This window comes from Bradyrhizobium sp. BR 1432, from assembly GCF_051547705.1.
Taxonomy (GTDB): domain Bacteria; phylum Pseudomonadota; class Alphaproteobacteria; order Rhizobiales; family Xanthobacteraceae; genus Bradyrhizobium; species Bradyrhizobium zhanjiangense.
Window position 1 is genome coordinate 8,048,948 of the sequence record NZ_JBPUGF010000003.1, and the last position, 24,645, is coordinate 8,073,592.

Consider the following 24,645-nt stretch of genomic DNA (forward strand, 5'->3'; position numbering starts at 1 on the left):
ATGACGCGCGCCGACAAGATCTCCCGCATCACAGGAATCCGGTCGAAATCCACGGGATCGCGGCAACCACCAGCGTGCCGATCAGCAAGGCCACGATATAGCCGACAATCGGCTTGATGCCTTCGTCGGGGCTGATGCGGCTGATCGCGCATGCGGCGTAAAAGCCGACCCCGAATGGCGGGGCGAACAGGCCGATGCCCATGGCGAGAACGACGACCATCGCATAGTGCACCTCGTGCACGCCGACCTGGCGGGCGATCGGAAACAACAGCGGCCCGAACAGCACGATGGCCGGAATGCCTTCGAGCACGCTGCCGAGAATGACGAACGCCACGATGGTCACACCGAGGAACACTGGCGTTCCGCCCGGCAGCGCAGTCATGAACTTCGCGAGTGATGCGGAGAAGCCTGATTGCGTCAGGGCCCACGCCATCCCGGTCGCGGCGCCGATGATCAGCAGGATCGCGCCGGACAGCGACGCGGTCTCCACTAGCATCGGATAAAGCCGACGCCAGGAGAACTGGCGATAGATCAGGAGCCCGGTGAGCGCCGCGTAGACGATACCGATCGTCGAAACCTCGGTCGCGGTCGCGACGCCCTCGACCACCGCGGCGCGGATGACGAAGGGCAGCGCCATGGCCGGAATTGCGATGACGAAGGCGCGGCCGATCTCTCTCCCCGTCGCGCGCTTCACATGCGACAGGTCCTCGCCGCGGTATCGCCACCAGACGACGGAGCAGAGACCGATCGCCAGCACGATGCCAGGCAGCAGGCCGCCGGTGAACAGCGCCGCGATCGACACGCCGGTGACCGAGCCGATGGTGATCAGCACCAGCGACGGCGGAATGGTCTCTGTCTGCGCTCCGGTTGCCGCAAGAAGCGCGACGAGATCGCCAGGCTTCGCGCCGCGCTTGGTCATCTCGGGAAACAAGACCGGCGCCACTGCCGCCATGTCGGCCGCCTTCGATCCTGAAATGCCCGACACCAGGTACATCGCCCCGACCAGGACATAATGCAGGCCGCCGCGCACGTGGCCGAGCAGGCTGGCGAGAAAGCCGACCATGGCACGTGCCATGCCGGTCATTTCGATCAGCAGGCCGAGGAACACGAAGAGGGGCACCGCTAGCAGGATCAGATGGCTCATGCCTTCGTCCATCCGTCCGATGATGACCACATCAGGCGTGCTCGTCGTCAACGTCAGATAGCCGACGGTGGCGAGGCCAAAGGCGAACGCGATCGGCACCGCCGCCAGCACCATGGCGCCGACGATGACCACGAAGAAGATGAGCAGGTTCAGATTGCCGAGCGGTTTCAGCATTGGCGCCGCGAGCACAAGTGCAGCGATGACGCCGGCGACGAGCGCCACGGCCGCGAGCAAGCTTCGCAGTCCCGCGATGCGAACGAGCCGCAGAACCGCCGCGACCAGCATCAATCCGATGCCGACGGGCAATGCCGCGGCACGCCAGCTGTTGACGATCTCGAGCGCCGGCGTCGTGACGAACACCTCGTCGGCCGCGAATTCGTAAGCCGGATGGATCACCAGCAGCAGGAACGCCAGTGACGCTGCGGCGGCAACGACATCCAGGAACGCGCGCGCATCGGGGCGGAGCATGCCGATGATGGCCGTCATCCGCATGTGCTCGCCGCGCTGAAAGGCGATCACGGATCCCAGCATGGCGAGCCACAGGAACAGGATGCCGGCCAGCTCGTTGGCCCAGATGATCGGGGCGGCCCAGATGATCGGGGCGTGAAACACGTATCGGCCGACGATGCCGGCCGACAGCACGACGATCTCAGCCAGCACCAGGAGTGCGGCCGGGATCGCAACCACATGGCCAAGTAGCTTGTTGGCCCTGACGGACCACAGCCGCACACCAGATTGAGATGCCGCGACAGCGGCACCTTCGTCGATGTCGGACCTATGGTTGACGGCCGTCATGACAGCTTGCCCGCCGCTTTCTCGAGCTGCGCCCAGGCCTCTTCGCCGAACTTGCCCTTCCAATCGGCGTAGAAGCTCGTCTTGGCGAGCGCCTGCCGGAACGCGCCGCGATCGACCTCGATGAACTGCATGCCCTTGGCGGTCAGATCCGCGCGCAGCGAGTCGCTCAGCTTCGCGATGTCGGCGCGCTCGTCCTTGGCCGAACGATCGAACTCGCGCGTCACGATCGCCTGCACGTCTTTCGGCAATTTCGCGAAGGCGCGCTTGTTGCCGAGGATCCAGTAATTGTCCCAGACATGGCCGGTCAGGGAACAGGTCTTTTGCACCTCGTAGAGACGGGCGGTCGCGATGATTGGCAGCGGGTTTTCCTGCCCGTCGACCACCTTGGTCTGGAGCGCCGAGTACACTTCGTTGAAATTGATCGGCGCAGGTCCTGCACCGAGGGCCTGGAACAGCGAGGTCAGATTGGGAGCCGCCGGCACGCGCAACTTGAAATTCTTCAGGTCCTCAGGCGCCCTGATCTCGCGGCCGGACGAGGTGACGTGGCGGAAGCCGTTGTCCCAGGGGCTCGACACCGCCATGATCGGCGTCTTGGCGATTTGTGCGCGGATATAGGCGCCGAGCTCGCCATCCATCGCCTTCCAGACCGCGTCATAGCTCGTGAAGAGAAAGCCGAGATTGACGATGCCTGCGGCCGGGACCAGCGTCGCGAGAATCAGGGACGACAGGTTGAAGAACTCGACGCCGCCGTTGCGCACCTGCGTCAGGAGATCGGTGTCTGAACCGAGCTGGTTGGCCGGAAACAGGTTGATCTCGAGCCGGCCGCCCGTGGCCTCGCGAATGCGGTCGATCGCCTCTTTTGCGCGAACGTTGACCGGATGGGTCGGATCCTGTCCCGTCGCGAGCTTGTAGGTGAACTCCGCCGCCGACGCCGGGCGTGTGAGAACGGCACATAGCGGCACGGCGGCGCCTGCCATCAGCAATCTGCGACGGCTGAGGGTGGTCGGCTTGCGCAAGGTCATCGTTTCCTCCTGTTGAGCATGGATTGAAGTGCGGCGACGGCTTCCGCCACCAGCTGTTGCTGCTGGCCGGCTCTCGATGCGCCGGCATTGGACAGCAGCTCTCGTTCTCCACAGCATTGCCGCGAAGCATGTCGATCTGGTCAGTTACGAAAGGTGGCCGCGGCGTTAGCGCAGCCACTCCTTGATCTGCCGCGTCACTTCCGCGGTCGAGATGCCGTAGCGATCGTGCAGGGTCGGAAGCGCGCCGGCGGCGAGAAATTCGTCGGGGAGCCCAATCTGCCGGAACGTCGGATGCACGCCCGCGCGCATCAGCAGCGCCGCCACGGCCTCGCCAAGGCCGCCGATGACGGTGTGGTTCTCGGCGACGACGACCAGGCGGCCGGGCTTGCCCGCTTCGCGCAGAATCGTTTCGGTGTCGAGCGGCTTGATCGTCGGCACGTGCAGGACAGCCGCATTGACGCGATCGTCCTGGAGGGACTGGGCCGCCTCCAGTGCACGCATGGTCATGATGCCCGAGGAGCTGATCAGAACGTCGGCGCCATCGCGTAGCAGCGCCGCCTTACCGAGCTCGAAACGGTAATTGTACTCGTCGAGCACCAGCGGCACCTGGCCGCGCAACAGGCGCATATAAACGGGCCCTCGATGCGCGGCGATGGCCGGGACGATCTGCTCGATTTCGTGGGCATCGCAGGGATCGATCACCGTCATGTTGGGCATCGCGCGGAATAGCGCGAGGTCCTCGGCGGCCTGATGGCTCGGCCCGTAACCCGAGGTCAGGCCGGGCAGCGCGCAGGCGATCTTCACGTTGCGGTCTTCTTCCGCGATGGTCTGGTGGATGAAGTCGTAGGCGCGGCGCGAGGCGAACACCGCATAGGTGGTGGCGAACGGCATGAAACCTTCGGCGGCGAGACCCGAGGCTGCGCCGAACAGAAGCTGCTCGGCCATGCCCATCTGATAGTAGCGATCCGGAAAGGCCTGCGCGAAGATGTGCAGATCGGTGTATTTGCCGAGATCGGCTGTCATGCCCAAGACGTCTTCGCGGCTGCGGGCAAGCTCGACCAGCGCGTGCCCGAACGGCGCCGGCTTGGTGCGCTGCCCTTCCGCCGCAATCGAGGCGATCATGGCCGACGTCGTCAGCCGCGGCTTCCCGGACGGTGTCGATCCCACGGACTTCATGGCTGCTCTCCCGCGTTCAGCACCGACAGCGCCAGCTGCCATTCATGCGGCTCGACGCGAATGAAGTGGTTCTTCTCGCGCTGCTCCAGGAAAGGAACGCCCTTGCCCATCAACGTGTCGGCGACGATCATGCGGGGCTTTGGCTCGGGATGCGCCATCGCGGCATCGAAGGCACCCACCACCGCGTCGAGATCGTTGCCGTCGACACGCTGCACGAACCAGCCGAACGCCTCGAGCTTGTCGACCAGAGGCTCAAAGCCCAGCATCTGCTTGGATGGACCATCGGCCTGCTGATTGTTGACGTCGACGATCGCGATCAGATTGTTCGAGCTGGTGGTGAGCCGCCGACATGATGGCCTCCCATTTGGAGCCCTCGTCCAGCTCGCCGTCGGAGAACAGCGTGAAGATGCGCGACGTCGACCGCTTGCGCTTCAGCCCGAGCGCCATGCCGACGGCGATGCCAAGACCAAGGCCGAGCGAGCCGCCCGACATCTCCATGCCCGGCGTATAGGACGCCATGCCGGACATCGGCAGTCGGCTCTCGTCGAAACCGTAGGTTTCGAGTTCGGCCTCGGGAATGATCCCGGCCTCGATCAAGGCTGCATAGAGAGCGATCGCATAGTGCCCGTTCGACAGCAGGAAACGGTCGCGGCCTTCCCAGGCGGGATCTTCGGCGCGAAAACGCATGGCGTGAAAATAGGCCACAGCCAAGACGTCGGCGATGTCGAGCGCTTGGGCGATATACCCCTGGCCCTGGACCTCGCCCATCAGCAAGGCGTTGCGGCGAATGTTGCGGGCGCGCTGTGTGAGTGTCGGCGCGTTTGCGAGCGTTGGTGTTGCCATGATCGTCTCTCCCCTGCTCCGCTCAGTGGATCAGCATGCCGCCGTTGACGTCGATGACGGCGCCGGTCACGTAGGCCGAGAGGTCGGAAGCGAGGAAGGTGTAGATGCCGGCGACATCGGCGGCCTCGCCGAGCCGGCCGAGCGGAATGCCCTCGAGGATCTTCGCCCGCATCTCGTCCGTGAGCTTCCCGGCGGTGATATCGGTGCCGATCAGGCCGGGCGTCACGCAATTGACGCGGATGCCGTCGGGCCCGAACTCGCGCGCCATCGCCTTGGCGAGCCCAAGCACGCCGGCCTTTGCCGCCGAATAATGCGGTCCGCCGAAGATGCCGCCGCCGCGTTGAGCCGAGACCGACGACATGCACGCGATCGAACCGCTCCTGCGCTTCTGCATGTGCGGGATCACGGCCTGCGACAGGAACAGGATGCCCTTGAGGTTGACGTCCTGGATGCGGTCCCAATCTTCCGGCTTGATGTCGAGAAGTTTTACGGGCTGGGTCACGCCGGCATTGTTGATGAGGATGTCGATCTGGCCGAATTTGGCGATCACCGCTTCGACCGCCTTGATGCAGGCCTGCTTGTCGGCGACGTTGCAGGCAAAGCCGAGGTGCGGCTCGCCAGCGACCGGTTCGAGGCCGCGCGCTGCGTCTTCCGCGGCCGCACCGTCGATGTCGAGAATGGCGACCCGGGCTCCCTCGGCCGCAAAGCGGCGGGCGGTTGCAAGGCCAATGCCTCGCGGAGAGGCCGCTCCGGTGATGATGGCTGTCTTGCCGCGTAGCAGCATTGTGGTCCTCCCTGAATTGCTGTTGCCAGGCACCCGACGGCGCCGCCGTTCTTGACCCGTTTGATTATGCGGCAGCGCGCCTTCGGACAAACGCGCTGTTGTCTTGCATGGGTGAATTTGGTTCACTTATCGGATGCTGCTGTCGAGTATCCCGATATCGTCGATCCGCGCCTTCGAGGCGGCCGCCCGCACCGGCTCGTTCCGGGACGCGGCGAACGAGCTTCATCTCACTCCGAGCGCGGTCAGCCACGCCATTCGCAAGCTCGAAAGCGCGATGAGCACCGTCCTGTTCGAGCGCAGCGCCCGGGCGGTGCGGCTGACGCCGGCGGGCGAGAACCTGATGCGTCATGCCGGCGCCGCTTTCGACAATCTGCGCCGGGGCATCGAGGAGGTCGCAGGCCGCGGCCCGCAATTGCTGAGGGTGCATTGCGCACCGAGCTTCGCTGCCCAGTGGCTCGCCCCGCGGCTCGCCCGCTTCATGGCCGCCCAGCCCAAGCTCGAGGTTCGGCTCGCTGCCAACACGGAATACGCCCGGTTCAGCAACGACGATTTCGACATCGACATCGTCTACGGCCAGCCGAGGGCCGAAGGGGTCGAGATCATTCCGCTGGGCGAAGAGACCGTGACGCCGCTCTGCACGCCCGAACTCGCGAAGAAAATCCACAAGCCGAAGGACCTGCTCGACCAGGTGCTGATCCGCTCGGACGTCAAGCAGGTGCAGTGGCATCAATGGTTCACGGCCAACGGCCTCGAAGCGCCGGCCATCCACGGCATGCGCTTCGATCGCAGCTTCCTGGCAATCGCGATGGCGTCGAGCGGACTTGGCGTGACGCTGGAATCAACGCGGCTCGCCGAACGCGAGATTGCGACCAAGCTGTTGGTGGCGCCACTTGCCAGACGTTCCACCGACATTCGCTATGTCGGCCATCATCTGGTCTTTCCCCGCGCTGGCCAGCAGCGTCGGGCGATCCGCGCCTTTACCGAGTGGATCACGCGCGAGCTTGCGGCCGGCCGCTCGGCTTGAGCGATAGGCGCGGCCACGATGGCGGCAGTCGTCACGCGCGGCGAGCGATAATCACCAGCTCGGCTCCGCGTCAGCTTTTCGTGCTGGCGGTCTTGTCCAGCGCAGCACGCAAGCCCTCAGCAAGCTTGACGGCATCGTCGTTTGCCCAGAAATGCATGAAGAAGAGTCGCGGCTGCTCGTCCAGCATGTGACTATGCAGCGCCGTCACCTCGATGCCGTGCGTCCGCAGCGCCACGATGACCGGGTTCACCTCGTCGCTGGTGAGGACGAAGTCACCGGTGATGGCCGCCTTGCCGCCGCCGGTCGGCTGGAAGTTGATGGCGATCGCGACGCCCATCGGGCCGACGGGGGTCAGCAGCATGCCGTCTTCCGTGACGGGGTCGCGCCGCTTGACGTTGAACTGGTAAACGCCGCCATTGCCCTGCCCTTTGACGCCGATGATCTGGTCGAGCTTCGCCGTGTCGAGGTCGATGGCAGGCGGATTGCCCGCCGCCGCGACCGTCAGAGGAGTTTTGCTTTCGGCGAGGGCATCGTGGATTGCGGAGGCCAGCTTGACGGGATCGCCATGTCCGGCGACGTGCATGTAGAAGGTCGCCGGGCTCGCGCGCAGGAGATGATTGTGCACGGCGGTGATCTCGATACCGCTCGCGATCATCTTCGCCATCACAGGATTGATCTCGGTCTCGAGGAGCACAAGGTCACCCATGACCATGGCGCCGCCATGCGCAGGCTTGAACGCGAGCCAGCCGCCAAGCGCGAGCGCCGGCTTGATCGTGACTCCGTCCAAAGTCACGGTGAGATCGGTACGAGGGAAGCCGTAACGATGGACATCGTCCGCAACACTGGGCTTGCGGCCCAGCGTCTCGTCGACCTTCTTCCAGTCAACATCCTGCGCATGAGCGCTCGCGATGAAGCAGGCACTGACGCCGATCAGCGCCGAAATCGTCTTTCGCATTGATCTACTCCTTGAGCTTGGTTTCAGGCTCTCGCACCCCCAAGGGTTCACTTCTGTTCCTTGATCTGTCCGCTACTGTCCACGACGAGCCGCACGTCCTTGCCGTTCTTCACGGCCTTTGCGGTCGTGCCTTCTGCAGTCGACTTGATGTCGCTGACCTGCGAATAGCCGGCGGCCTGGAGTTTGGCGACGAACTCCTCCTGTGTCAGCGCATGTGCGCTCGAGAGCCCGCCTGCAGTCGCCAGAAGCAGGACTGCGTGAAAGATCGCTGGTGTACGCATGATCGTTCTCCTGGTGGTATTCCCCGCCCCAGGTGAAGCCCGCTGTGTGACGTCGCTTCCGGACGAAGGCCACGACGCGCAACAAGGTACCAGCACGCGATGCCCTCGCCTATCGCGCGTCGGCGCGGCGCGCCGATCAGTCGGGACAATTTGTGGAATGGCTTGGAGGTCGAAAATGACATGCTGCGTCCCAGGTGAAGATCAGGACGCGATTCTTCAGCATGTCGCCTCGCGGGGGGATCGCAAACCCCCGTCACCGCAAATAGAAACCGTGATGGCAGAGCTGTCAATCCGAGCTTTACCCTCAAATCGCCAGCGCGTGTCACGAAGAGTTCACCGCCGAACGGAACCGCTAACCACCAGCTCGAAACGACCGGAGGATCTCACATACATTGCCCGCGTTGAGGCGTGTCATTCGAGCGGGCTTGCGCGCTCAGCCCTTCGAGACGACCGCGCGGCCGTAAGGAGGCTGCGCTGCGACCGGCGGGTTGGCGGTCTGGGCGGCGAGCTCGCCGATCAGGCGGTCGGCATCGGCGGCCATGCCGTCGGGCGCCTGGATCACCAGCCGCTCCAGCGCCCAGCGGTAGGACGAGACGCGCTGCTCCAGGCACTGCTGCACCCACTGCACGATCAGCGAGTTCTCCTGCATGCGCGCGACCGCGTCATCCCTCTCTCTTGGCGAGAGCGCGGAGACGCGCGCCATGCTGGCATCGCGCTTCCTGTCGAGATCGATGACGCGGATTGCGCTGGCGAAGAACGGCTCGAACCGGGTGATGTCGTTGCGCACGTCCTCGATCAGCTGCGCATAGCGCGAGGAATGCGAGCGGTGCGGCTCGTCGATCAGCGTGCGTCCATACATGGTGCGGTCGAACACGATCTTCTGCCGCCAGGGCGAGGGCAGCGGCTTGTAGTCGCCGAACACGCTCTTCCAGGCCGGGCGCGACAACGGCGGCTCGATCATGGGATAGGCGAGATCGCGAAGCTGGCGCTCCTCGTCGGTGAGCTGGAATTGCGCGGGCTTCAGGCCAACGCTGGAGGTGACCTCCGCCCCTAACCAGCGATGCATGTCGTCGCTGCGCATGTCGGCGCGGGTGCGGCCGAAATCGCCGCCGCTACAGGCGCCGAGCGCAGCGCCAAGCAGCGTGAGCAGGACGGCCGATACGAAAGGCCGGATCTGGCGGATGGTGTCCGGCATTGCAAAAGCCTGAAGTCAGCGGCGGCGACGACGGCGCCCCGGCGCTGTGCCCTGCTCCGGCCCACGATCGCCTCTGGTTTCGTCCGCCTCGCGCTCGATACGGATCACCGGGAGGATCAGAACCGTTCCCGTTTCCGTGCGCGGTGCGGTATCCCCCGACGAGCCTGCCCGGCGAGCGGCCGGAAATTCGATGATCGTCCCCATATCCAGCTCTCTATCAATTGCCGTGCGACCAAACGCGCTTCATGCAACATGCATTCATTAAGATCAGTTATGGTTAACGGGATGTAAACGCGCTTTCCGGACCGTAACCGCACGGAGCGTGCCGCGCCGTCCCGTTGCGGCACGACTCGCCTTAAATTGCCGGGCCGGCTTCACGCCTCATTTTCCTTAACGAGGCTTTAAAGGAACCTGCGATAGGCTCGCGACAAGGATATCTCCCGAGTTGCGTACGCCTCCATGACCAAGTCGCTGTTTCCCGGATTCGATGGGCTGATGACCCTCTCCCGTCGCGAAGGCGTCGACATCCGCCCGACGCTGCTGCGCGTGCTGACCGATCTCTATGTGCAGACGCGCGTCCATAGCGATGACGAACAGCGGCAGTTCGTCGAGCTCGCCACGCGGCTGATCGACCAGGTCGACGATGCGACGCGCGCGGCCGTCAAGGCGCGGCTTGCGGTCTATCCGACGACGCCCGTCCCGATCCTCCAGAAGCTCGGACTGGTCGCCGCCCAGGAAGGCCGCAGGGTTCCGCTGGCGCGCGAGATTCCCACCTCGCCGCCGACACACGCCCCGGCCCGCACGCCCACCGAGGCCGAGCAGCGGCTGGCCTCGAACATGGCGATGCAGCCGAAGGACGCCGCCGAGATCCACGACATGTTCTTCCGCGCCGGCACCTCCGAGCGCGCGCTGATCCTGCACAATCTGGCGCAGACGCCGCTCAAGGCCGCGCCGCGGATTCCGACCGTGCGCGCCAAGCGCGCGATCCAGATCCTGGAGATGGCGGCGATCGCGGGCGACATCGAGAACTTCACCTTCGAGCTCGGCGACAGTCTGATCCTGCCCTCACGCGTCGCGGCTCAGATCGTCGACGATGCCGGCGGCGAGGCGCTCGCGGTCGCCGCACGCGCTCTCGAGATGCCGAGCCCGGTGTTCCAGCGCATCCTCTTGTTCTTCAAGCCGGAGATCGGGACCTCCGTGAACGACGTGTACCGGCTGTCGCGGCTCTATGACCGCCTCGGCGAGCACTCCGCGCTGGTGATGCTGGCGGCCTGGCGCGGCTCGACGCTCGCGGTCACCCGCGCAAAGTACCAGACCGCGCTACATGACGGCGAACGCCAGCGCGCACGTGCCGGTGCGAGCCAGACCCGGCCGGGCGTGCAGCCGGGCACGAGCCCGACGGTGCGCAGGGGCACCGGCGGATCGTCGGATCGCTAGAAGATTTAGATTGGTTTGTCGCTGAGAAGGCGGTGCGCTCCCTCTCCCGCTTGCGGGAGAGCGTCGGGGTGAGGGTGCCTCAACAGAGGGACTCTCCCAGTGGAGAGAGCCCCCACCCGGCGCTTCGCGCCGACCTCCCCGCAAGCGGGAGAGGTTCAAGAGCCTGCGGCCTGATCGTGGCAAACAACGGCTATCGCGCCCGCATCACGCCCGCGCCAGCTCAAGAAAATGCCGGCCCGCGCGGTCCTCGGTCTCGACGATCCAGGCGTCCGGATCGAAGCGGATTTCCTTGGTCAGCCGTTCCTCGATGGTGTGCTCCGGCAGAGGCTGCGGCGCGACCGGCACGAAGAAGCGATCGACCGGACGGCCGTCGTCATAGACCGTCTGCGGCGCCGGCGTATACAGCATCGCATTGCCGTCGAGCAGCGACACCTTCACGAACACCGCGCCCGCCTCCTCGGCGCCGCGGCGGCGCACGGCGCCGAACACGCCCTCGGTCTGACAGCGGCGCAAATAGGCCGCCACCCATATGTTGGATTTCAAACGCATGAGTTCGAACGATAGGCCAGTGCTGCAATCAGCACCAGCCTCCGTGCGGGCGCCAAAATTATTCGACGGGATGGCCGATCGCGGCCGCGAGCTCGCGCAGCAGGCGGTCTGAGACCTGGCCGGTGACCTGCATCTTGTGCTCGCGCTCGAATTTCTGGATCGCGGACTGGGTCTCGCCGCTCATCGTGCCCGTGATCTTCAAATTCCCGTAGCCATATTCGGACAGCGCGCGCTGCACGCCGGCGATACGTCGCGCGGCCGGGCTCTGCACCGGGATCGGCGCCGGCGGACGCAGGGCCGAGGGCGGCGTCGATGTCGTCGCCTTGACCAGATTGGTCATCGGATCGTTCGAGCGCGTCGAGGCGGTCGCCTCGACCGGCCTTTCGGGCGGCTTCTCGGCGGCGCGCTCGGCAGGTTTGGGCTCAGTGCGAAACTCCGTCGCGCGCGGCTCGAGCGGCGACGTCTCGGCACCGACGGGACGCGGACGCGGCAAGGGGTTCGCCAGCGGCACGGACGACGGCGCGGGTAGATTGATCACCGTGCCGAACATCGGCGCGGGATGCCGGCCGGTCTGCAGGAACAGCGCATTGGCAACGATCGCACCGATCGCAGCGACGGCGACGAGGCCGGCCAGCGTATCCTTGGGGCTGTGCAGCAGCACGCGCATGACGAGGTTGCGCTCGGTCTCGACGTCGATGACCGCGGCCTTGGCACCACGACGGCGCGGAGCGGCTTCGCCCTTTGCAGACTTCTTAGGCACTTTTCTTCACCAGCGCAGGTTGGTCTTGAAATTCTTCGTGAAGTTGGTCGTGAGATTGGTCGTGAGATTGATTGTGAGATTCCTGGCGCAGCACCGGCGTCAGCGTCGCGATCTTGCTCTCCGCCGGCTTGGCCTGCGGCGGCGTGTAGACGAGCGGCAGCTTGACGGTGACGGCGGTGCCCTCGCCTAACCTGCTTTGTACCGTCAATTCGCCGAGATGCAACGCTATGAGGCTCTTCACGATCGAAAGTCCGAGGCCGGTGCCTTCGTGACGGCGCTGATAGGTCTTGCCGGCCTGGAAGAACGGCGCGCCGATGCGTTTGAGATCGTCGGGCGCGATGCCGACGCCGGTGTCGCTGATGCGCAGCGCAAGCTGCGAACCCGACACCGCCGCCGTCACGGTGACCTGACCGCCGCGCTCGGTGAACTTGATCGCATTGGCGACGAGGTTGAGCACGATCTGCTTGAAGGCTCTGGGATCGCCGGTCATGACAGGCAGATCCTGCGGCGCATCGGTGATGAGGTCGATGCCGTTCTCCCGCGCCTTCAGCGCCAGCAAATTGCAGCAATGCATCAGCGAGGCGCGCGGCGCGAACGGCTCCGAGGCAATCTCGAAATTGCCCGATTCCATCTTGGACATGTCCAGGATGCCGTTGACGACCGACAGCAGATGCTGGCCGGAATCGTTGATGAGCTGGGCATATTCCTTGCGCTGGGCCGCTCCCAGCATCAAGGTCTGCTCCTGCGCGATCATCTCGGAGAAGCCGATGATGGCATTCAGCGGCGTGCGCAGTTCGTGGCTCATGGTGGCGAGGAAGCGTGTCTTGGCGGCGTCGGCCGCTTCGGCGGCGCTGCGGGCCTGATCGAGCGCCTGCTCGGAAAGCTTGCGGTCGGTGACGTCGCGCATCACGGCGACGACTTCGGCTTCGCCCGTGACGTCACGAGCCCTGTCCTGGTCGAGCGGGCGACAACGCATCTCGACCCAGATGAAGTCGATCTGGCCGCGCTCGGAGCCGGCAGGTTCCCGCCGCAGCCGGAACTCGACGCTGCACACGTCGCCGCGCGCCGCATCCGATAAAGCCGTGAGATAGGCCGGGCGATCGGCGACGTGCACGCGGTCGAACAGGCCGTGGCCAAGCAGTTGCGTGACGGGCATGCCGAGCATGGTCTCCGCCGCCGGCGAGATGAACTGCACCGCGCCGTTGCGCTGATGCCGCGAGATGACGTCGCTCATGTTGCGCGCGAGCAGGCGATAGCGCTCTTCCTCGCGCGACAGCAGCGCAACGCTGGTGCGCGCGAGCGATTCCGCGCCGAAGGCGAGGCCCGCGGCGTAGAGCGTCGCCGAGGCGACGCCGAGCGCCATCAGCACGCCGCGTTCTGTGGCGCTCGGCAGGTCGATCGGCAGCCAGCCGAGCTGGCTGACGAGGATCAGGATCCCGGCACAGGACAGCGCGAGCAGCGAGGCGAAGGCCGCGACGCGGCGCGAGGCCGACAGCGCGGCTTCGAGCGGAACTACGACCAGCCAGATCGCGGCGAAGGATTCGATGCCGCCGGTGGTGGCCGCCACCGCCATGATCAAGCCGGCAAGCGCCAGCGACGACAGCACATGCGCGCCTTCATAGCGGCCGGTGCGCGACAGGAACCAGGACAACAGGATCGGCGCGATCAGCCAGGCGAACGCGGCCACCTCGATCGCGCTCGGCGCGCCGCGCAGGACGAGATAGATCGGGAATGCGGCGAAGGCAGCCAGACTGCCAAGCAGCCGCGGCGCCATAAAGGCACGATGGCGCGCTCGCGTCAGCGCATCGTAACGCGCGGAGGGATGCAGCAGCGCATCGAGACAATCGCGGATGATACTCAAAACGGTCACGGGTCTCGCGCTTCGGCTCAATCGTCTTTAGAAGACGCGCCGGAACGCCTCCTTATCGTTGAGCCACCGTGTCAGAGCGACCTTAAACGAGTGCTAAGGCGGCGCGGCGTGCGGCCGGACACCGCGTCATCGCGGAGCTTTTTAGACGATTTGGCGACGTCTTCGCTGCGGATGGTGAACACGGAGTTTCACACTCCTCGGCATGGTTTCGAATTGGTGGATGCAGGGGGCCAGCAGAATCACGGGCGCGGGCGTCAATCGAAAATTTACGAGACCGTCGATCCCGAAGATTTTTGCGTAAATTTTCCGCGAATTAAGCTCAAGGCAATCACTTGCGATTTATCGAGGCTTGCTAGGTCCGACATCCGCGGAGATCGCCGCGGCGGGATCGAACGTACAGGTCGCAAGATGCGCTTTCTGATCCGCATCACATTCTGGCTCGGGCTGGTGCTGGTGCTGCTGCCGCGGGACAAGACGCCCGAATCGGAGAAGCTGCCGCAGATCGGCGCCGCCGATGCGGTGCAGGCTGCGACCGCAGCCGTCTCCGACGTGACCCAGTTCTGCAAGCGCCAGCCGACGGCCTGCGAGGTCGGTGGACAGGCCGCGACCATCATCGGCCAGCGTGCCCAGGACGGCGCGCGCAAGATCTACCAGATCATCAACGACAAGAAAGAGCAGATCACCAACGAGAAGAACGACAAGACGGACAAGAAGGCGCCCGACCATACCGGCTCGATCGCGCTGGCTGGCGAAGGCGATGCCGTTGCGAGCGAGGCGCCGCGCGACACCCTGACCCAGGACGACCTCGCGCTGGAATGGCGCGGACCTGCGGTCGCAAATTAGCCCCAAACCCTATCGATTTCACGGCTTCGCGTCCCTATATTGGCCTAAAAGGGAACATGGGCCAGCATGACGACGATCGACGAAATCAGGGACAATTTCGAACTTCTCGACGAGTGGGACGACCGCTACCGGTACGTCATTGAGCTCGGCCGCACCCTGGAACCCATGCCGCAGGCAGAGCATTCTGCCGCGAACAAGGTGCAAGGCTGTGTCAGCCAGGTCTGGCTCCAGAAGCTGGTCGAGCGCGGCAATGGCGCGCCGATCCTGAAGTATCGCGGCGACAGTGATGCGCATATCGTGCGCGGGCTGGTTGCGATCGTGTTCGCGCTCTATTCCGGCCGCACGCCGCAGGAGATCCTCGACACCGACGCGATCGCCGTGTTCAACGAGTTCGGCTTTCGCGATCATCTGACGCCGCAGCGTTCCAATGGCCTGCGCTCGATGGTCGAGCGCATCAAGACCGACGCCGAAGAGGCGCTCGCGGAAGCGTCCTGAGAGCTACTTCCGCTTCCGCTGCTGCTGTCCGAGGCCCATCTGCTTCGCCAGCTGCGAGCGTGCCACCGCGTAGTTCGGCGCGACCATGGGATAGTCGGCCGGCAAGCCCCATTTCTCGCGATATTGCTCCGGCGTCATGTTGTACTGAGTGCGCAGGTGGCGCTTCAGCGACTTGAAGCGCTTGCCGTCTTCCAGGCACACCAGATAATCCGGCGCGATAGACTTCTTCAGCGAGACCGCCGGCTTGGCCGGCTCGAGCGGCGCGGTCTCGGTACGACCCGACGAGACCCGCAGCAGCGCGCCATGCACCTGGCTGATCAGGTTCGGAATCTCCGCCGACGGCGTCGGATTGTTGCTGAGATAGGCCGACACGATGCTTGCCGTCAGCTCGATGAAATTCTTGTTCCCCGCATCCGACATGCGCCCGCCCTTTCTCCGCCATCCTTCTCACGGGATTGACGACGCCAGAGTATTCCCTGTCAACAATACGTTCGGCGGAACCACGACAACTGTCGAGGAAGAGCTGATTACTGGCGAACGGCGGCGCTTTACTTTCTGCGCGGCGGCCTCAACCCCGCTGGTCGAGATGTGCGCGGAGCTCGTCGATCGAGGCAAAGCGCATCATGCCCTCCGGCATCTGTGCTTCGATCGAACCGTCGGAATAGAGCGAATAGGCCATGCCATCGACGACGCCGGACTTGAGCACGGTGACGGGCGCCTGATCGGCCGCAGCCGCCGGCTCAGGCGCAGGCGGCGGTTCAGCTGCAGGCGGCGGCGGAGCGGCGTCCGCAAAGGTCGAGGGCGAGCGCGGCGGAGGCCGGCGCGAGGTGACCGGCGGCTCCGGCGGGCGCATGCGCTCCGGCTTCGGCCAGGCGTCCTCGAAACTGGCAGGCGGAACATCCGGGGCGGCGGGCGCTGCTGGTTCCTCATGAGGCGGCGACGGGCCCTCGGTGGCCTTCGCCTCCGCGCGCTCACGCTCCTTGCGCGAAGTCGAGGCGAACAACAGGTTGCGGCGGCGCGGCGCCTCCGGAGCCGCAGGAGGCGTTGGTGCTTCCGGCGCCTCGACGCGCGGACGTTCGCGCGCGGCGGCTTCGCTCTGCCACGGCGGAGGGGCTGCGGCTGGTGGTGGCGCCGGTTCGATCTTCGCAGGCTGGGCAAGCGCCGGCTCGGGCGCAGGCGCGCCAGGCATCGTCAGACCCGGCAGCACGGGCCTGACCCGAACCTCCGATGCGGCTGCTCCGGTGGCCAGCCGGCGGGCGATGCCCTTCAGCTCGAGCAGCAGGAGATGCAGGCCGACCAGTAACATTCCGGTGCAGACGCCGATAGTTCCGGAGATTATGAGGGTGCTGCCGACACTGAATTCCCTGACTGTGTAACCAAACAGGATCGCAAGGAGGCCCGCCAGAACGGCGAAAATCCCCACAATCAACATTGCCAAGGTCATCGAACTTACCCCCGGCCGCGCACCCACACGCGACACTCGTCAAACCACGATACCGTCATACGGTGTTCCACGCCAACGGCCAATTGTGGGCACTGTTCCTAAAGGGAAAGAAATCAGGGACTTATTCACATTCCCTTCAGCTGCGGCTCGCTACTGCTACAGTGCTCCAAGTTTCTGGTTTTGCTGCGTCGCATCAGGAATTTAGCCATAATGCCCAATTACTTGGTAATGGAACTGCGCTATAGGGATTCCGGGAGCAGGCCCGCGCGCACCAGCAGGGCCGAGAGGGGATTCCGGGTCACCAATAGCCATGACATCCATCACGACTTCGGCGATCGACACGCCTCTGCGGCGCTCGGTCGAACGGACTTGCGACGATCTCGCCATGCTGGTGCTGGCCGCGGTCGCCGTCATTGCAGGATTGACCTTCCGCGACTACGGGCTCGGCTGGGACGATTACACCCACGCTGAATATGCCGACCTGTTGCTGCGCATGTTCGGTTCCGGCTTCAGGGACACGGCGGCGCTCTCCTTCGCCAATCTCTACATGTATGGCGGCGGCTTCGACATGGTCGCCGCTCTCCTGCACAAGATCATTCCGCTCGAACTGTTCGAGACGCGACGTCTGGTCGGCGCCATCGTCGGTGTGATTGGGCTTGCGGTGACGTGGCGGCTCGGTCGCCGCATCGGCGGCCCCCTTGCCGGTCTCGCCTCACTCCTGCTGCTTGCGCTCTGCCCGATCTTCTACGGCCACATGTTCATGAACCCGAAGGATGCGCCCTTCGCGGTGGCCATGATCATCCTGATGCTGGGCCTCGTCCGTCTCGCGGAGGAATATCCGCAGCCGTCGCCGCGCACGGTGCTGATCGTCGGCTTGGGTGCCGGCCTTTCGCTGGGCTGCCGCGTTCTCGGCGGTCTCGCACTGGTCTACGCCGTGCTCGGCTTCATGCCGCTGTTCCTGGAGGAGCTGCGCAGCGAGGGCCTGCGCGAATCGATCCGCCGCTTCGCCCATGTCGTCTACGTGCTGCTGCCCGGCCTCGTGCTCGGCTACCTCGTGATGGGGCTGATCTGGCCGTGGTCGATCATGCAGCCCGGCAATCCCTTCGAGGCGCTGACCTACTTCTCGCACTTCTTCGAGAAGCCCTGGAAGGAGATGTTCGACGGCGCGATCGTGTCCGTGCCCGACATGCCCTGGTCCTATCTGCCGACGCTGTTCGCGCTGCAGCTGCCCGAGGTCATGCTGGTGCTGATGACCGGCGCCGTGATTGGCACTTTCGCACTGCTGCCGCGCCGCGAGGTTCCCGCGCGCCGCAAGACCATCCTCTTGATGCTGACGCTGGCCGCGACCCTGCCGCTCGCGATCGCAATGGTGAAGCGGCCGGCGCTGTACAATGGCATCCGCCATTTCGTCTTCGTGATCCCGCCGATGGCGGTGCTCGGCGGCGTCGCGTTTGCCTGGGCCATGGAGCGCCTGCGCGCCAATCACCGCACCTGGCAGCCGGTCGTGCTCGCCACCTTCTGCTTCGGCCTTGCGCTGTCGCTCGCCGAGATGATCCGGCTGCATCCCTATCAATACACCCACTTCAACCACATCGCCGGCACCGTGCGCGGCGCCGACGACCGCTTCATGCTGGACTATTGGGGCCTGGCGCTGAAGCAGGCTTCCGATGAATTGCGCGAGCAGTTGATCGAGCGCCAGGAAGTGCCGCCGGTCAATCGCAAATGGAAGGTCGCGGTGTGCGGTCCGCAGCGTCCGGCCCAGGTCGCGCTCGGACCGGACTTCACCATCGGCTGGGATTCCAATGCGGCCGATTTCGCGATGACGCTGGGCGAGTTCTACTGCAAGGGCCTCACCGCGCCCGTCATGGTCGAGATCAAGCGCGACGACGTGGTGTTCGCCCGCGTCTACGATATCCGCGGCCGCAGCATTTCCAGCCTGCTGTCGATCCCGGCGCCGTAATCATTTTCTCTCGACCGTAGCCCGGATGGAGCGCAAGCGAAATCCGGGATCAGGCGTCCCGCATTGCGCTTCCGCCTTCGCTCTTCGAGCTACGGCGGAAGCTCCATGCAGGCTACGCGCGACAGCCACGCTCCTTGCGCCTTGCCGTCAACCCGGCGCAAGACTACGCTCTCTCCCCGCAACAACGATGTTCGGAGAGATCAGCCATGTCGCCAGCGGAAGCGCGCCTGAAGGAAGTGCCGTCGAACATGACGGAGGCCGAGTGGCAGCAACGGGTCAATCTCGCCGCCTGCTATCGCCTGGTCGCGCTGTACGGCTGGGACGATCTGGTCGACACCCACATCTCCGCGCGCGTGCCCGGCCCCGACCATCACTTCCTCATCAATCCCTACGGGCTGATGTTCGATGAGATCACGGCGTCGAGCCTCGTCAAGGTCGATTTGCACGGCAATCAGCTCTCCGAGAGCGAATACAGCATCAACCCGGCCGGCTTCACCATCCATTCGGCGATCCACGAGGTGCGCGAGGACGCGATCTGCGTGCTGCATCTCCACACGCTCGACGGCACCGCTGTGTCGAGCAGCGCCGAAGGCCTGTTACCGCTGAACCAGACCGCCCAGCTCGTCACCCACGATCTCGCCTATCACGACTATGAAGGCATCGCGCTCGACCACGACGAGCGGCCGCGGCTCCAGAAGGACCTCGGCGACCACAACCACATGCTCCTGCGCAACCATGGCACGCTGACGGTCGGCCGCTCGGTCGCCTCCGCCTTCGAGCGCATGTATCACCTCGAGCGCGCCTGCTCGATGCAGGTGCGCACGCGCGCGCTGGGCACGCCGGTCTATCCGGTCGACGACGTCGCGATCGACAAGAACACCGAGCTGCTGTCAAACCGCGACCGCGCCGAGCTGCGCGCCACCAACCTCGTGTGGCCGCCGCTGCTGCGCAAGCTCGACCGCGAGCTTCCCGGCTACCGCTCTTGAGATTTTCGTGGTTTCGTGTAGGGTAGACGTCAACTACCTCTGCACGTTTTGGAATGAAACGCCGCTCAATTCCGGGCGGCGTTTTTATTTGGGGCGGCGGTCGCAATCACCATCACCGTCACCCTGAGGTGCTCGCCTCTTCGGCGAGCCTCGAAGGGCGACGGCCCGGCTGCATCGGGGCCGTGCATCCTTCGAGGCTTACCGTGAAGCGCGTTGCGCTCCACGGCTCGCACCTCAGGATGACGGAAGGCGCTCTCGTAGGGTGGGCAAAGGCGCATAGCGCCGTGCCCACCATCTCGCAGTTCGCCTCGGAAGTGGTGGGCACGCTGCGCTTTGCCACCCTACGACACCGCCTTTACTTCACCTCCGCCAGCGCGGCGAGAATCCTGGCCCAGGAACGGATGCCCTTCTGGAAGCTGCGGAGGTCGTACTTCTCGTTCGGCGAATGGATGTTGTCATCGTCGAGGCCGAAGCCGACCAGCAGCGAGTCGAGGCCAAGCGTGCGCTTGAAGTCTGCGACGATCGGGATCGAGGCGCCCGAGCCCATCAGCACGGTCTCCTTGCCCCATTCCTCGGTCAGCGCCTTGCTGGCGGCGGCAAGCGGCTTCATGTTCCAGTCGAGCGCGACCGCAGGCGCGGCGGAATGGTCACCGAACTCGACCTTGCAATCGCCGGGAATGCGCGCCGTCACATAGTCGCGGAAAGCCTTGCGGATCTTTGCGGGATCCTGCCCCTCGACCAGACGGAACGAGACCTTGGCCGAGGCATGCGACGGGATCACCGTCTTTGAGCCCTCGCCGATATAGCCGCCCCAGATGCCGTTGACGTCGCAGGTCGGACGCGAGGAGGCCTGCTCGATCAGCAACCGGCCCTTCTCGCCCGCCGGGATCGACAGGCCGATCGGCTTCAAAAACATCTCCGGCGTGAGATTGAGCTTCTTCCACTGCTCGAGGATATCGGGCGGCAGGTCCTTCACGCCGTCATAGAAGCCGGGGATGGTGATGCGGTTGTCGTCATCGAACAGGCCACCGAGAATTTTGGTCAGCACCCGGATCGGGTTCATCGCGCTGCCGCCGAACACGCCGGAATGCAGGTCGCGATTGGCGGCGGTGATCTTAAGCTCCTCATAGAGCAAGCCGCGCAACGACGTCGTGATCGCCGGCGTGTTGCGGTCCCACATGCCGGTGTCGCAGACCAGCACGTAGTCGGCTTTGAACTCGTCCTTGTTGGCCTCGATGAAGGGCACGAAATTCTTCGAGCCAACCTCCTCCTCGCCTTCGATCAGGAAGGTGATGTCGATCGGCAGCGAGCCCGTCACCTTTTTCCAGGCGCGGCAGGCCTCGACGAAGGTCATGACCTGGCCCTTGTCGTCCTCGGCACCGCGCGCGACGATGATCTTGCGGCCATCGGCATGGTCGGTGACGACAGGCTCGAACGGCGGACGGTGCCAGAGATCGAGCGGATCGACCGGCTGTACGTCGTAATGGCCGTAGAACAGCACGTGCGGTCGTCCGCCTGCCCCGGTCTTGCCGACGATGGCGGGATGGCCGGCGGTCGGCCTCACTTCAGTGGCAACACCGAGGCTCGCGATGTCCTTGGCGAGATGCTCGGCCGCTGCCTTGCAATCGGCGGCGAAGGCCGGATCCGCGGAGATCGACTTGATCCGCAACAACGAGAACAGGCGCTCCAGGCTGTTGTCGAAATCCTTGTCGATGTGGTCGAGCACGGATTGAAGCTGCGCATTGGCCATGGTCGTGATCCTGACTTTCGAGTCTCAAGAAATCGGGGGCTCAAGGTGTCTGCGCTTTTAGCGCCGGCGCGGCCTCGGGGCCAGCCGCAACCGGCGGGTGCCGGATGTGCCATGCGAGGCTGCCGGCAAGGATGGCGGTCGCAACGAGATTATTGCCCAGGCCTGGATGACATTGGGAAACCACGGCAGCGACAGCAGCATGAGGATGCCGGCCGCGGCCAAAGCGAGCCAGGTTCCCAGCCGCACATTCGCCCGCGCGTCGAAGGCAGCCCGATGCATCAGCACCGTCATCGGGAAGAACAACCACATGAAATAGTATTGTCGCGCCAGAGGCGAGGCAATCGTCATCAGGCAGAACAGGATGCCGAGCTCCTCGGCATCGGAGCGCGCCGTGCGCCGCGCTTGCCGAGGCATGATCGCGACGAAGCCGAGCCCGAGCAGTGCCGACAGCGCGAGCACGATCCAGTTCGCCGTCCGGTAGTCGACGTCGATGACGTTCATCGTACGCGGCGGCTTGTTGGGATCTTCCAGATTGTAATTGATCGGCCGGCCCAGGCGATGCGTGACGGCAATGAGGGACTGGTTGACCCACGACCAGTTCTGCTCGTCGCGCTGGCCAAAGCCTTTTTCCGAGCTGCTCCCGACCATGGCCTGGTACCAGGTCGCAAGTTCGGCCGCGTTGCGCTCGAAGCCGCGGATCGGCGCCGGCACGACGTAAAGAAGAATGCCGATGAAGGCGACGGTCGCGACCACGGCCTCCCACTTCCGCCGCCAGACGAGATAAGGCAGCACTGCGATCGGAAACACCTTGATGGCGGTCGCGAGCGCGAACATGAAGCCGGCAAGCCAGTGGTGCTGATTCCAGAAGCCGTAGAGCATCATCGCGAGCAGGACGAGGTTCGGCTGGCCGAGGTCGAACATGTCGAACACGAAGGTGACGGTGACGAAGGCGGGCAGCGCTTCCAGCCACGGACCGGCCCTGCGGTCCGATCCGGCCAACACCTGGGAGAACGTACCGGTGCACCACCACGCCACCGCATTCAGGATCGACAGCACGACATAGAGCGGGATCTTGCCGAACCAGCTCGGGAACGCCAGCAGGACCGCCGGCAGCGGTGGATAGATGAACTCGAAATAGTCGCTGATGTCACCGGGATAGAGCGGCCGCCCCTGCAAGACCTGCTGCCCGGCCCAGTACCACAGCCCGTAATCCTTGGTCTTGCCGTGGCCGAAGATCTCGGGAATGAGCACGTCGGCAGTCAGGAGGAGGCAGCAGAACAGGAAAAGCAGGTCGAGCGGCGCACGCAACGACAGGCGTCTCGGCGCATCGGGTTTGGCTAACGGGGTGGCGGAGATCACGGTGGGGTCCAGTCGGCGGCGGACTACCACGTAGCAGACGGACGGATGTTTGGAGAGTCCCTCACCGGAATTTGTGCCGGTGGTGATGGCTCCCCGATGGCCGCTAAACCTTCCGCAGCGTCATGGCCGGACCTGCTGCCTACCGCCGCAGCAATCCGCCGAGCGCGCCGCGAACCAGGGTGCGGCCGATCGAGCCGCCGAACTGGCCGGCGACCGACTTGCCGATATTTGCGGCCATCCCCCCGATCACCTGGTTAGTCACCGATCGCGTCACGTCGCGCGCAATGACCTGGCCGGTCGACAGCCGGCCACGCTTGACGTTGGTGCCAAAGATGGTGCCGACGATCGAGCCGATCTGGCCGAGGACGCCGCCACCGCTTCCGCCTGCCGAACCGTCGGCCGTTGCCGCCGTGCCGGCGAGGCGCTTCTGAAGGATCTCGTAGGCGGACTCGGAATCGACGGCGGTGTCGTATTTGCCCATGACCGGGCTTGCCGCCATGATCGCCTTGCGCTCCTCCGGCGTGATCGGTCCGATCCGGGCCGATGGCGGCCGTATCATCACCCGCTCCACCATCGAAGGGGTGCCATTGCCTTCGAGGAAGGATACCAGCGCCTCGCCCTTGCCGAGCTCCATGATCACCTTGGCGGTGTCGAGCTTCGGGTTGGGCCGGAAGGTCTGGGCTGCGGCGGTGACCGCCTTCTGGTCGCGCGGGGTGAAGGCGCGCAGCGCATGCTGGACCCGGTTGCCCAGTTGCCCGAGCACGCGGTCGGGCACGTCGACCGGGTTCTGCGTCACGAAGTAGACGCCAACGCCCTTGGAGCGGATCAGACGCACCACCTGCTCGATCTTGTCCATCAGCGCTTTGGGCGCGTCGTTGAACAACAGATGCGCCTCGTCGAAGAAGAACACGAGCTTCGGCTTGGGCAAGTCGCCAGCCTCGGGCAGCTCCTCGAACAGCTCCGACAGCATCCACAACAGGAATGTCGCATAAAGTCGCGGGCTCTGAAGCAGCTTGTCGGCGACCAGGATGTTGACCATGCCGCGGCCGTCGCGGTCGGTCTTCATGAAGTCCTTCAGCGTCAGCGCCGGCTCGCCGAAGAATTTGGTGCCACCCTGGTTCTCCAGCACCAGGAGCTGGCGCTGGATGGTGCCGACAGTCGCCTTGGTGACATTGCCGAAGCCCTGGGCGGCCTTGCGGATGACGGCGAACGGATCCTCCTCCGCGTCCGCTGCCTTTTTCCCGCTATCGGGCACGATGGCGTCGAGCAGCGCGCGAAGGTCCTTCATGTCGATCAAGGCAAGACCGTTGTCGTCGGCGACGCGGAAGGCGACGTTGAGCACGCCTTCCTGCACGTCGTTCAGATCGAGCATGCGCGCGAGCAGAAGCGGCCCCATTTCCGTGACGGTCGCCCGCACCGGGTGGCCCTGCTCGCCGAACACGTCCCAGAACACCGTCGAGAACTGGTCGGGCTGGAAGGTCAGCCCCACCTCGGTGGCGCGTTTGACGATGAAATCTTTGGCTTCGCCGACCTCGGAGATGCCGGAGAGGTCGCCCTTGATGTCTGCGGCGAAGACCGGAACACCGGCGCGCGCAAATCCTTCCGCCATCACTTGCAGCGACACCGTCTTGCCGGTTCCGGTTGCACCGGTGACGAGGCCGTGGCGATTGGCGAGTGCCAGCGTCAGCCAGGCCTGCTCGTCTCCCTTGCCGACGAAAATCTTGGCGTCGGTGTCACCGAGCTTGCTGTCCTGTGCGGTCATAATTCTCACTGATCTCTGCAGGTTTCGCGTATCGAAACTCGAATGCATTAGTTCCGTAGTTTAACGCATGTTGTGCGTCGATTAAAACCATTCAACGCGTCCCAAACATGCGACATTGGCGGAAATATCAGCCGAAAGTCGGAATGGAGCGTTCGCACCGCGGTATTTTTTTGCTGATTCCATCTCCGCTCTTGCACCGCTGCAACACTGC

21 protein-coding genes and 2 pseudogenes are annotated in these 24,645 nt (G+C 64.7%); 6 read left to right on the plus strand and 17 right to left on the minus strand.

What is annotated here, in order from left to right; translation table 11 throughout:
* Window positions 1–28: 28 nt before the first annotated feature.
* The 5 genes and pseudogenes from ACSKB8_RS39005 to ACSKB8_RS39025 all read right to left on the minus strand — a co-directional run bounded on the left by ACSKB8_RS39005 (window position 29) and on the right by ACSKB8_RS39025 (window position 5,764).
* Window positions 29–1,939 (minus strand): TRAP transporter large permease, encoded by a 1,911-nt coding sequence (locus ACSKB8_RS39005; protein ID WP_438109762.1) that lies wholly within the window; start codon window positions 1,937–1,939, stop codon window positions 29–31.
* Window positions 1,936–2,961: a TRAP transporter substrate-binding protein gene (locus tag ACSKB8_RS39010; RefSeq protein WP_128939066.1), complete on the minus strand. Its 1,026-nt coding sequence runs from the start codon at window positions 2,959–2,961 to the stop codon at window positions 1,936–1,938. The genes ACSKB8_RS39005 and ACSKB8_RS39010 overlap by 4 nt, the downstream gene beginning before the upstream one ends.
* A 165-nt stretch (window positions 2,962–3,126) precedes the next feature.
* Window positions 3,127–4,137 (minus strand): transketolase family protein, encoded by a 1,011-nt coding sequence (locus ACSKB8_RS39015; protein WP_438109764.1) that lies wholly within the window; start codon window positions 4,135–4,137, stop codon window positions 3,127–3,129.
* Window positions 4,134–4,980, minus strand: a pseudogene (locus ACSKB8_RS39020) (transketolase). The gene ACSKB8_RS39015 and the pseudogene ACSKB8_RS39020 overlap by 4 nt, the downstream one beginning before the upstream one ends.
* 22 nt (window positions 4,981–5,002) lie before the next feature.
* Window positions 5,003–5,764 carry an SDR family NAD(P)-dependent oxidoreductase gene (locus tag ACSKB8_RS39025; RefSeq protein WP_438109766.1) on the minus strand — a complete coding sequence of 254 codons (762 nt, stop codon included), beginning with the start codon at window positions 5,762–5,764 and terminating at the stop codon, window positions 5,003–5,005.
* 136 nt (window positions 5,765–5,900) lie between these two features.
* Here ACSKB8_RS39025 and ACSKB8_RS39030 point away from each other — a divergent pair, with 136 nt between their 5' ends.
* Window positions 5,901–6,788, plus strand: coding sequence for a LysR substrate-binding domain-containing protein (locus tag ACSKB8_RS39030; protein ID WP_438110851.1), 888 nt, complete (start codon window positions 5,901–5,903; stop codon window positions 6,786–6,788).
* 70 nt (window positions 6,789–6,858) lie between these two features.
* Here the strand turns inward: ACSKB8_RS39030 and ACSKB8_RS39035 are convergent, their stop codons facing one another.
* From ACSKB8_RS39035 to ACSKB8_RS39050, 4 genes are all read right to left on the minus strand, one after another.
* Window positions 6,859–7,743, minus strand: coding sequence for a DUF1259 domain-containing protein (locus tag ACSKB8_RS39035; protein ID WP_438109768.1), 885 nt, complete (start codon window positions 7,741–7,743; stop codon window positions 6,859–6,861).
* A 47-nt stretch (window positions 7,744–7,790) separates the two neighbouring features.
* The gene (locus ACSKB8_RS39040; protein ID WP_370985269.1) at window positions 7,791–8,024 is read right to left on the minus strand and encodes a hypothetical protein; all 234 of its coding nucleotides are present in this window, start codon (window positions 8,022–8,024) and stop codon (window positions 7,791–7,793) included.
* Window positions 8,025–8,457: 433 nt separating this feature from the next.
* Entirely contained in the window at window positions 8,458–9,219 is a 762-nt protein-coding gene (locus ACSKB8_RS39045) for a hypothetical protein (protein WP_438109770.1), read from the minus strand.
* 15 nt (window positions 9,220–9,234) lie between these two features.
* Entirely contained in the window at window positions 9,235–9,423 is a 189-nt protein-coding gene (locus tag ACSKB8_RS39050; RefSeq protein ID WP_438109772.1) for a hypothetical protein, read from the minus strand.
* 255 nt (window positions 9,424–9,678) lie between these two features.
* On the opposite strand from ACSKB8_RS39050, the gene ACSKB8_RS39055 reads away from it, so the two are divergent.
* Window positions 9,679–10,656 carry a DUF2336 domain-containing protein gene (locus tag ACSKB8_RS39055; protein WP_438109774.1) on the plus strand — a complete coding sequence of 326 codons (978 nt, stop codon included), beginning with the start codon at window positions 9,679–9,681 and terminating at the stop codon, window positions 10,654–10,656.
* A 204-nt stretch (window positions 10,657–10,860) separates the two neighbouring features.
* Here ACSKB8_RS39055 and ACSKB8_RS39060 read toward each other — a convergent pair whose 3' ends face one another.
* Genes ACSKB8_RS39060 through ACSKB8_RS39070 form a run of 3 tightly spaced genes read right to left on the minus strand, consistent with a single transcriptional unit; the run spans window position 10,861 to window position 13,835 of the window.
* Complete coding sequence (locus tag ACSKB8_RS39060; protein WP_091890887.1) at window positions 10,861–11,205, minus strand: DUF1491 family protein; 345 nt, start codon at window positions 11,203–11,205, stop codon at window positions 10,861–10,863.
* 58 nt (window positions 11,206–11,263) lie between these two features.
* Entirely contained in the window at window positions 11,264–11,965 is a 702-nt protein-coding gene (locus ACSKB8_RS39065) for a peptidoglycan-binding domain-containing protein (protein ID WP_130221062.1), read from the minus strand.
* Window positions 11,958–13,835, minus strand: coding sequence for an ATP-binding protein (locus tag ACSKB8_RS39070; RefSeq protein ID WP_438109776.1), 1,878 nt, complete (start codon window positions 13,833–13,835; stop codon window positions 11,958–11,960). Before ACSKB8_RS39070 ends, ACSKB8_RS39065 begins: the two co-directional genes overlap by 8 nt.
* A gap of 408 nt (window positions 13,836–14,243) precedes the next feature.
* Here ACSKB8_RS39070 and ACSKB8_RS39075 point away from each other — a divergent pair, with 408 nt between their 5' ends.
* Both ACSKB8_RS39075 and ACSKB8_RS39080 read left to right on the plus strand, forming a co-directional pair.
* Window positions 14,244–14,678: a DUF5330 domain-containing protein gene (locus tag ACSKB8_RS39075; protein WP_438109778.1), complete on the plus strand. Its 435-nt coding sequence runs from the start codon at window positions 14,244–14,246 to the stop codon at window positions 14,676–14,678.
* A 66-nt stretch (window positions 14,679–14,744) separates the two neighbouring features.
* Window positions 14,745–15,173 carry a SufE family protein gene (locus tag ACSKB8_RS39080; RefSeq protein ID WP_438109780.1) on the plus strand — a complete coding sequence of 143 codons (429 nt, stop codon included), beginning with the start codon at window positions 14,745–14,747 and terminating at the stop codon, window positions 15,171–15,173.
* 3 nt (window positions 15,174–15,176) lie between these two features.
* Here ACSKB8_RS39080 and ACSKB8_RS39085 read toward each other — a convergent pair whose 3' ends face one another.
* A complete protein-coding gene (locus ACSKB8_RS39085) occupies window positions 15,177–15,593 on the minus strand; it encodes a MucR family transcriptional regulator (RefSeq protein WP_091890880.1) in 417 nt (138 codons plus the stop codon).
* 148 nt (window positions 15,594–15,741) lie between these two features.
* Window positions 15,742–16,617 (minus strand): DUF308 domain-containing protein, encoded by an 876-nt coding sequence (locus ACSKB8_RS39090; RefSeq protein ID WP_438109782.1) that lies wholly within the window; start codon window positions 16,615–16,617, stop codon window positions 15,742–15,744.
* A 310-nt stretch (window positions 16,618–16,927) separates the two neighbouring features.
* Between ACSKB8_RS39090 and ACSKB8_RS39095 the strand changes: the two genes are divergently transcribed.
* Both ACSKB8_RS39095 and ACSKB8_RS39100 read left to right on the plus strand, forming a co-directional pair.
* On the plus strand, window positions 16,928–18,577 hold the full coding sequence (locus ACSKB8_RS39095) for an ArnT family glycosyltransferase (RefSeq protein ID WP_438109784.1): 1,650 nt from the start codon (window positions 16,928–16,930) through the stop codon (window positions 18,575–18,577).
* Between the two features lie 206 nt (window positions 18,578–18,783).
* Complete coding sequence (locus ACSKB8_RS39100) at window positions 18,784–19,563, plus strand: class II aldolase/adducin family protein (RefSeq protein ID WP_438109786.1); 780 nt, start codon at window positions 18,784–18,786, stop codon at window positions 19,561–19,563.
* A gap of 355 nt (window positions 19,564–19,918) precedes the next feature.
* Here ACSKB8_RS39100 and ACSKB8_RS39105 read toward each other — a convergent pair whose 3' ends face one another.
* The 3 genes and pseudogenes from ACSKB8_RS39105 to ACSKB8_RS39115 all read right to left on the minus strand — a co-directional run bounded on the left by ACSKB8_RS39105 (window position 19,919) and on the right by ACSKB8_RS39115 (window position 24,434).
* Complete coding sequence (locus tag ACSKB8_RS39105) at window positions 19,919–21,313, minus strand: M20/M25/M40 family metallo-hydrolase (RefSeq protein ID WP_438109788.1); 1,395 nt, start codon at window positions 21,311–21,313, stop codon at window positions 19,919–19,921.
* A 40-nt stretch (window positions 21,314–21,353) separates the two neighbouring features.
* Window positions 21,354–22,627 (minus strand): annotated as a pseudogene (locus ACSKB8_RS39110) (glycosyltransferase family 87 protein).
* 184 nt (window positions 22,628–22,811) lie between these two features.
* Window positions 22,812–24,434: a helicase HerA-like domain-containing protein gene (locus ACSKB8_RS39115; protein ID WP_438109789.1), complete on the minus strand. Its 1,623-nt coding sequence runs from the start codon at window positions 24,432–24,434 to the stop codon at window positions 22,812–22,814.
* Window positions 24,435–24,645 lie beyond the last annotated feature (211 nt).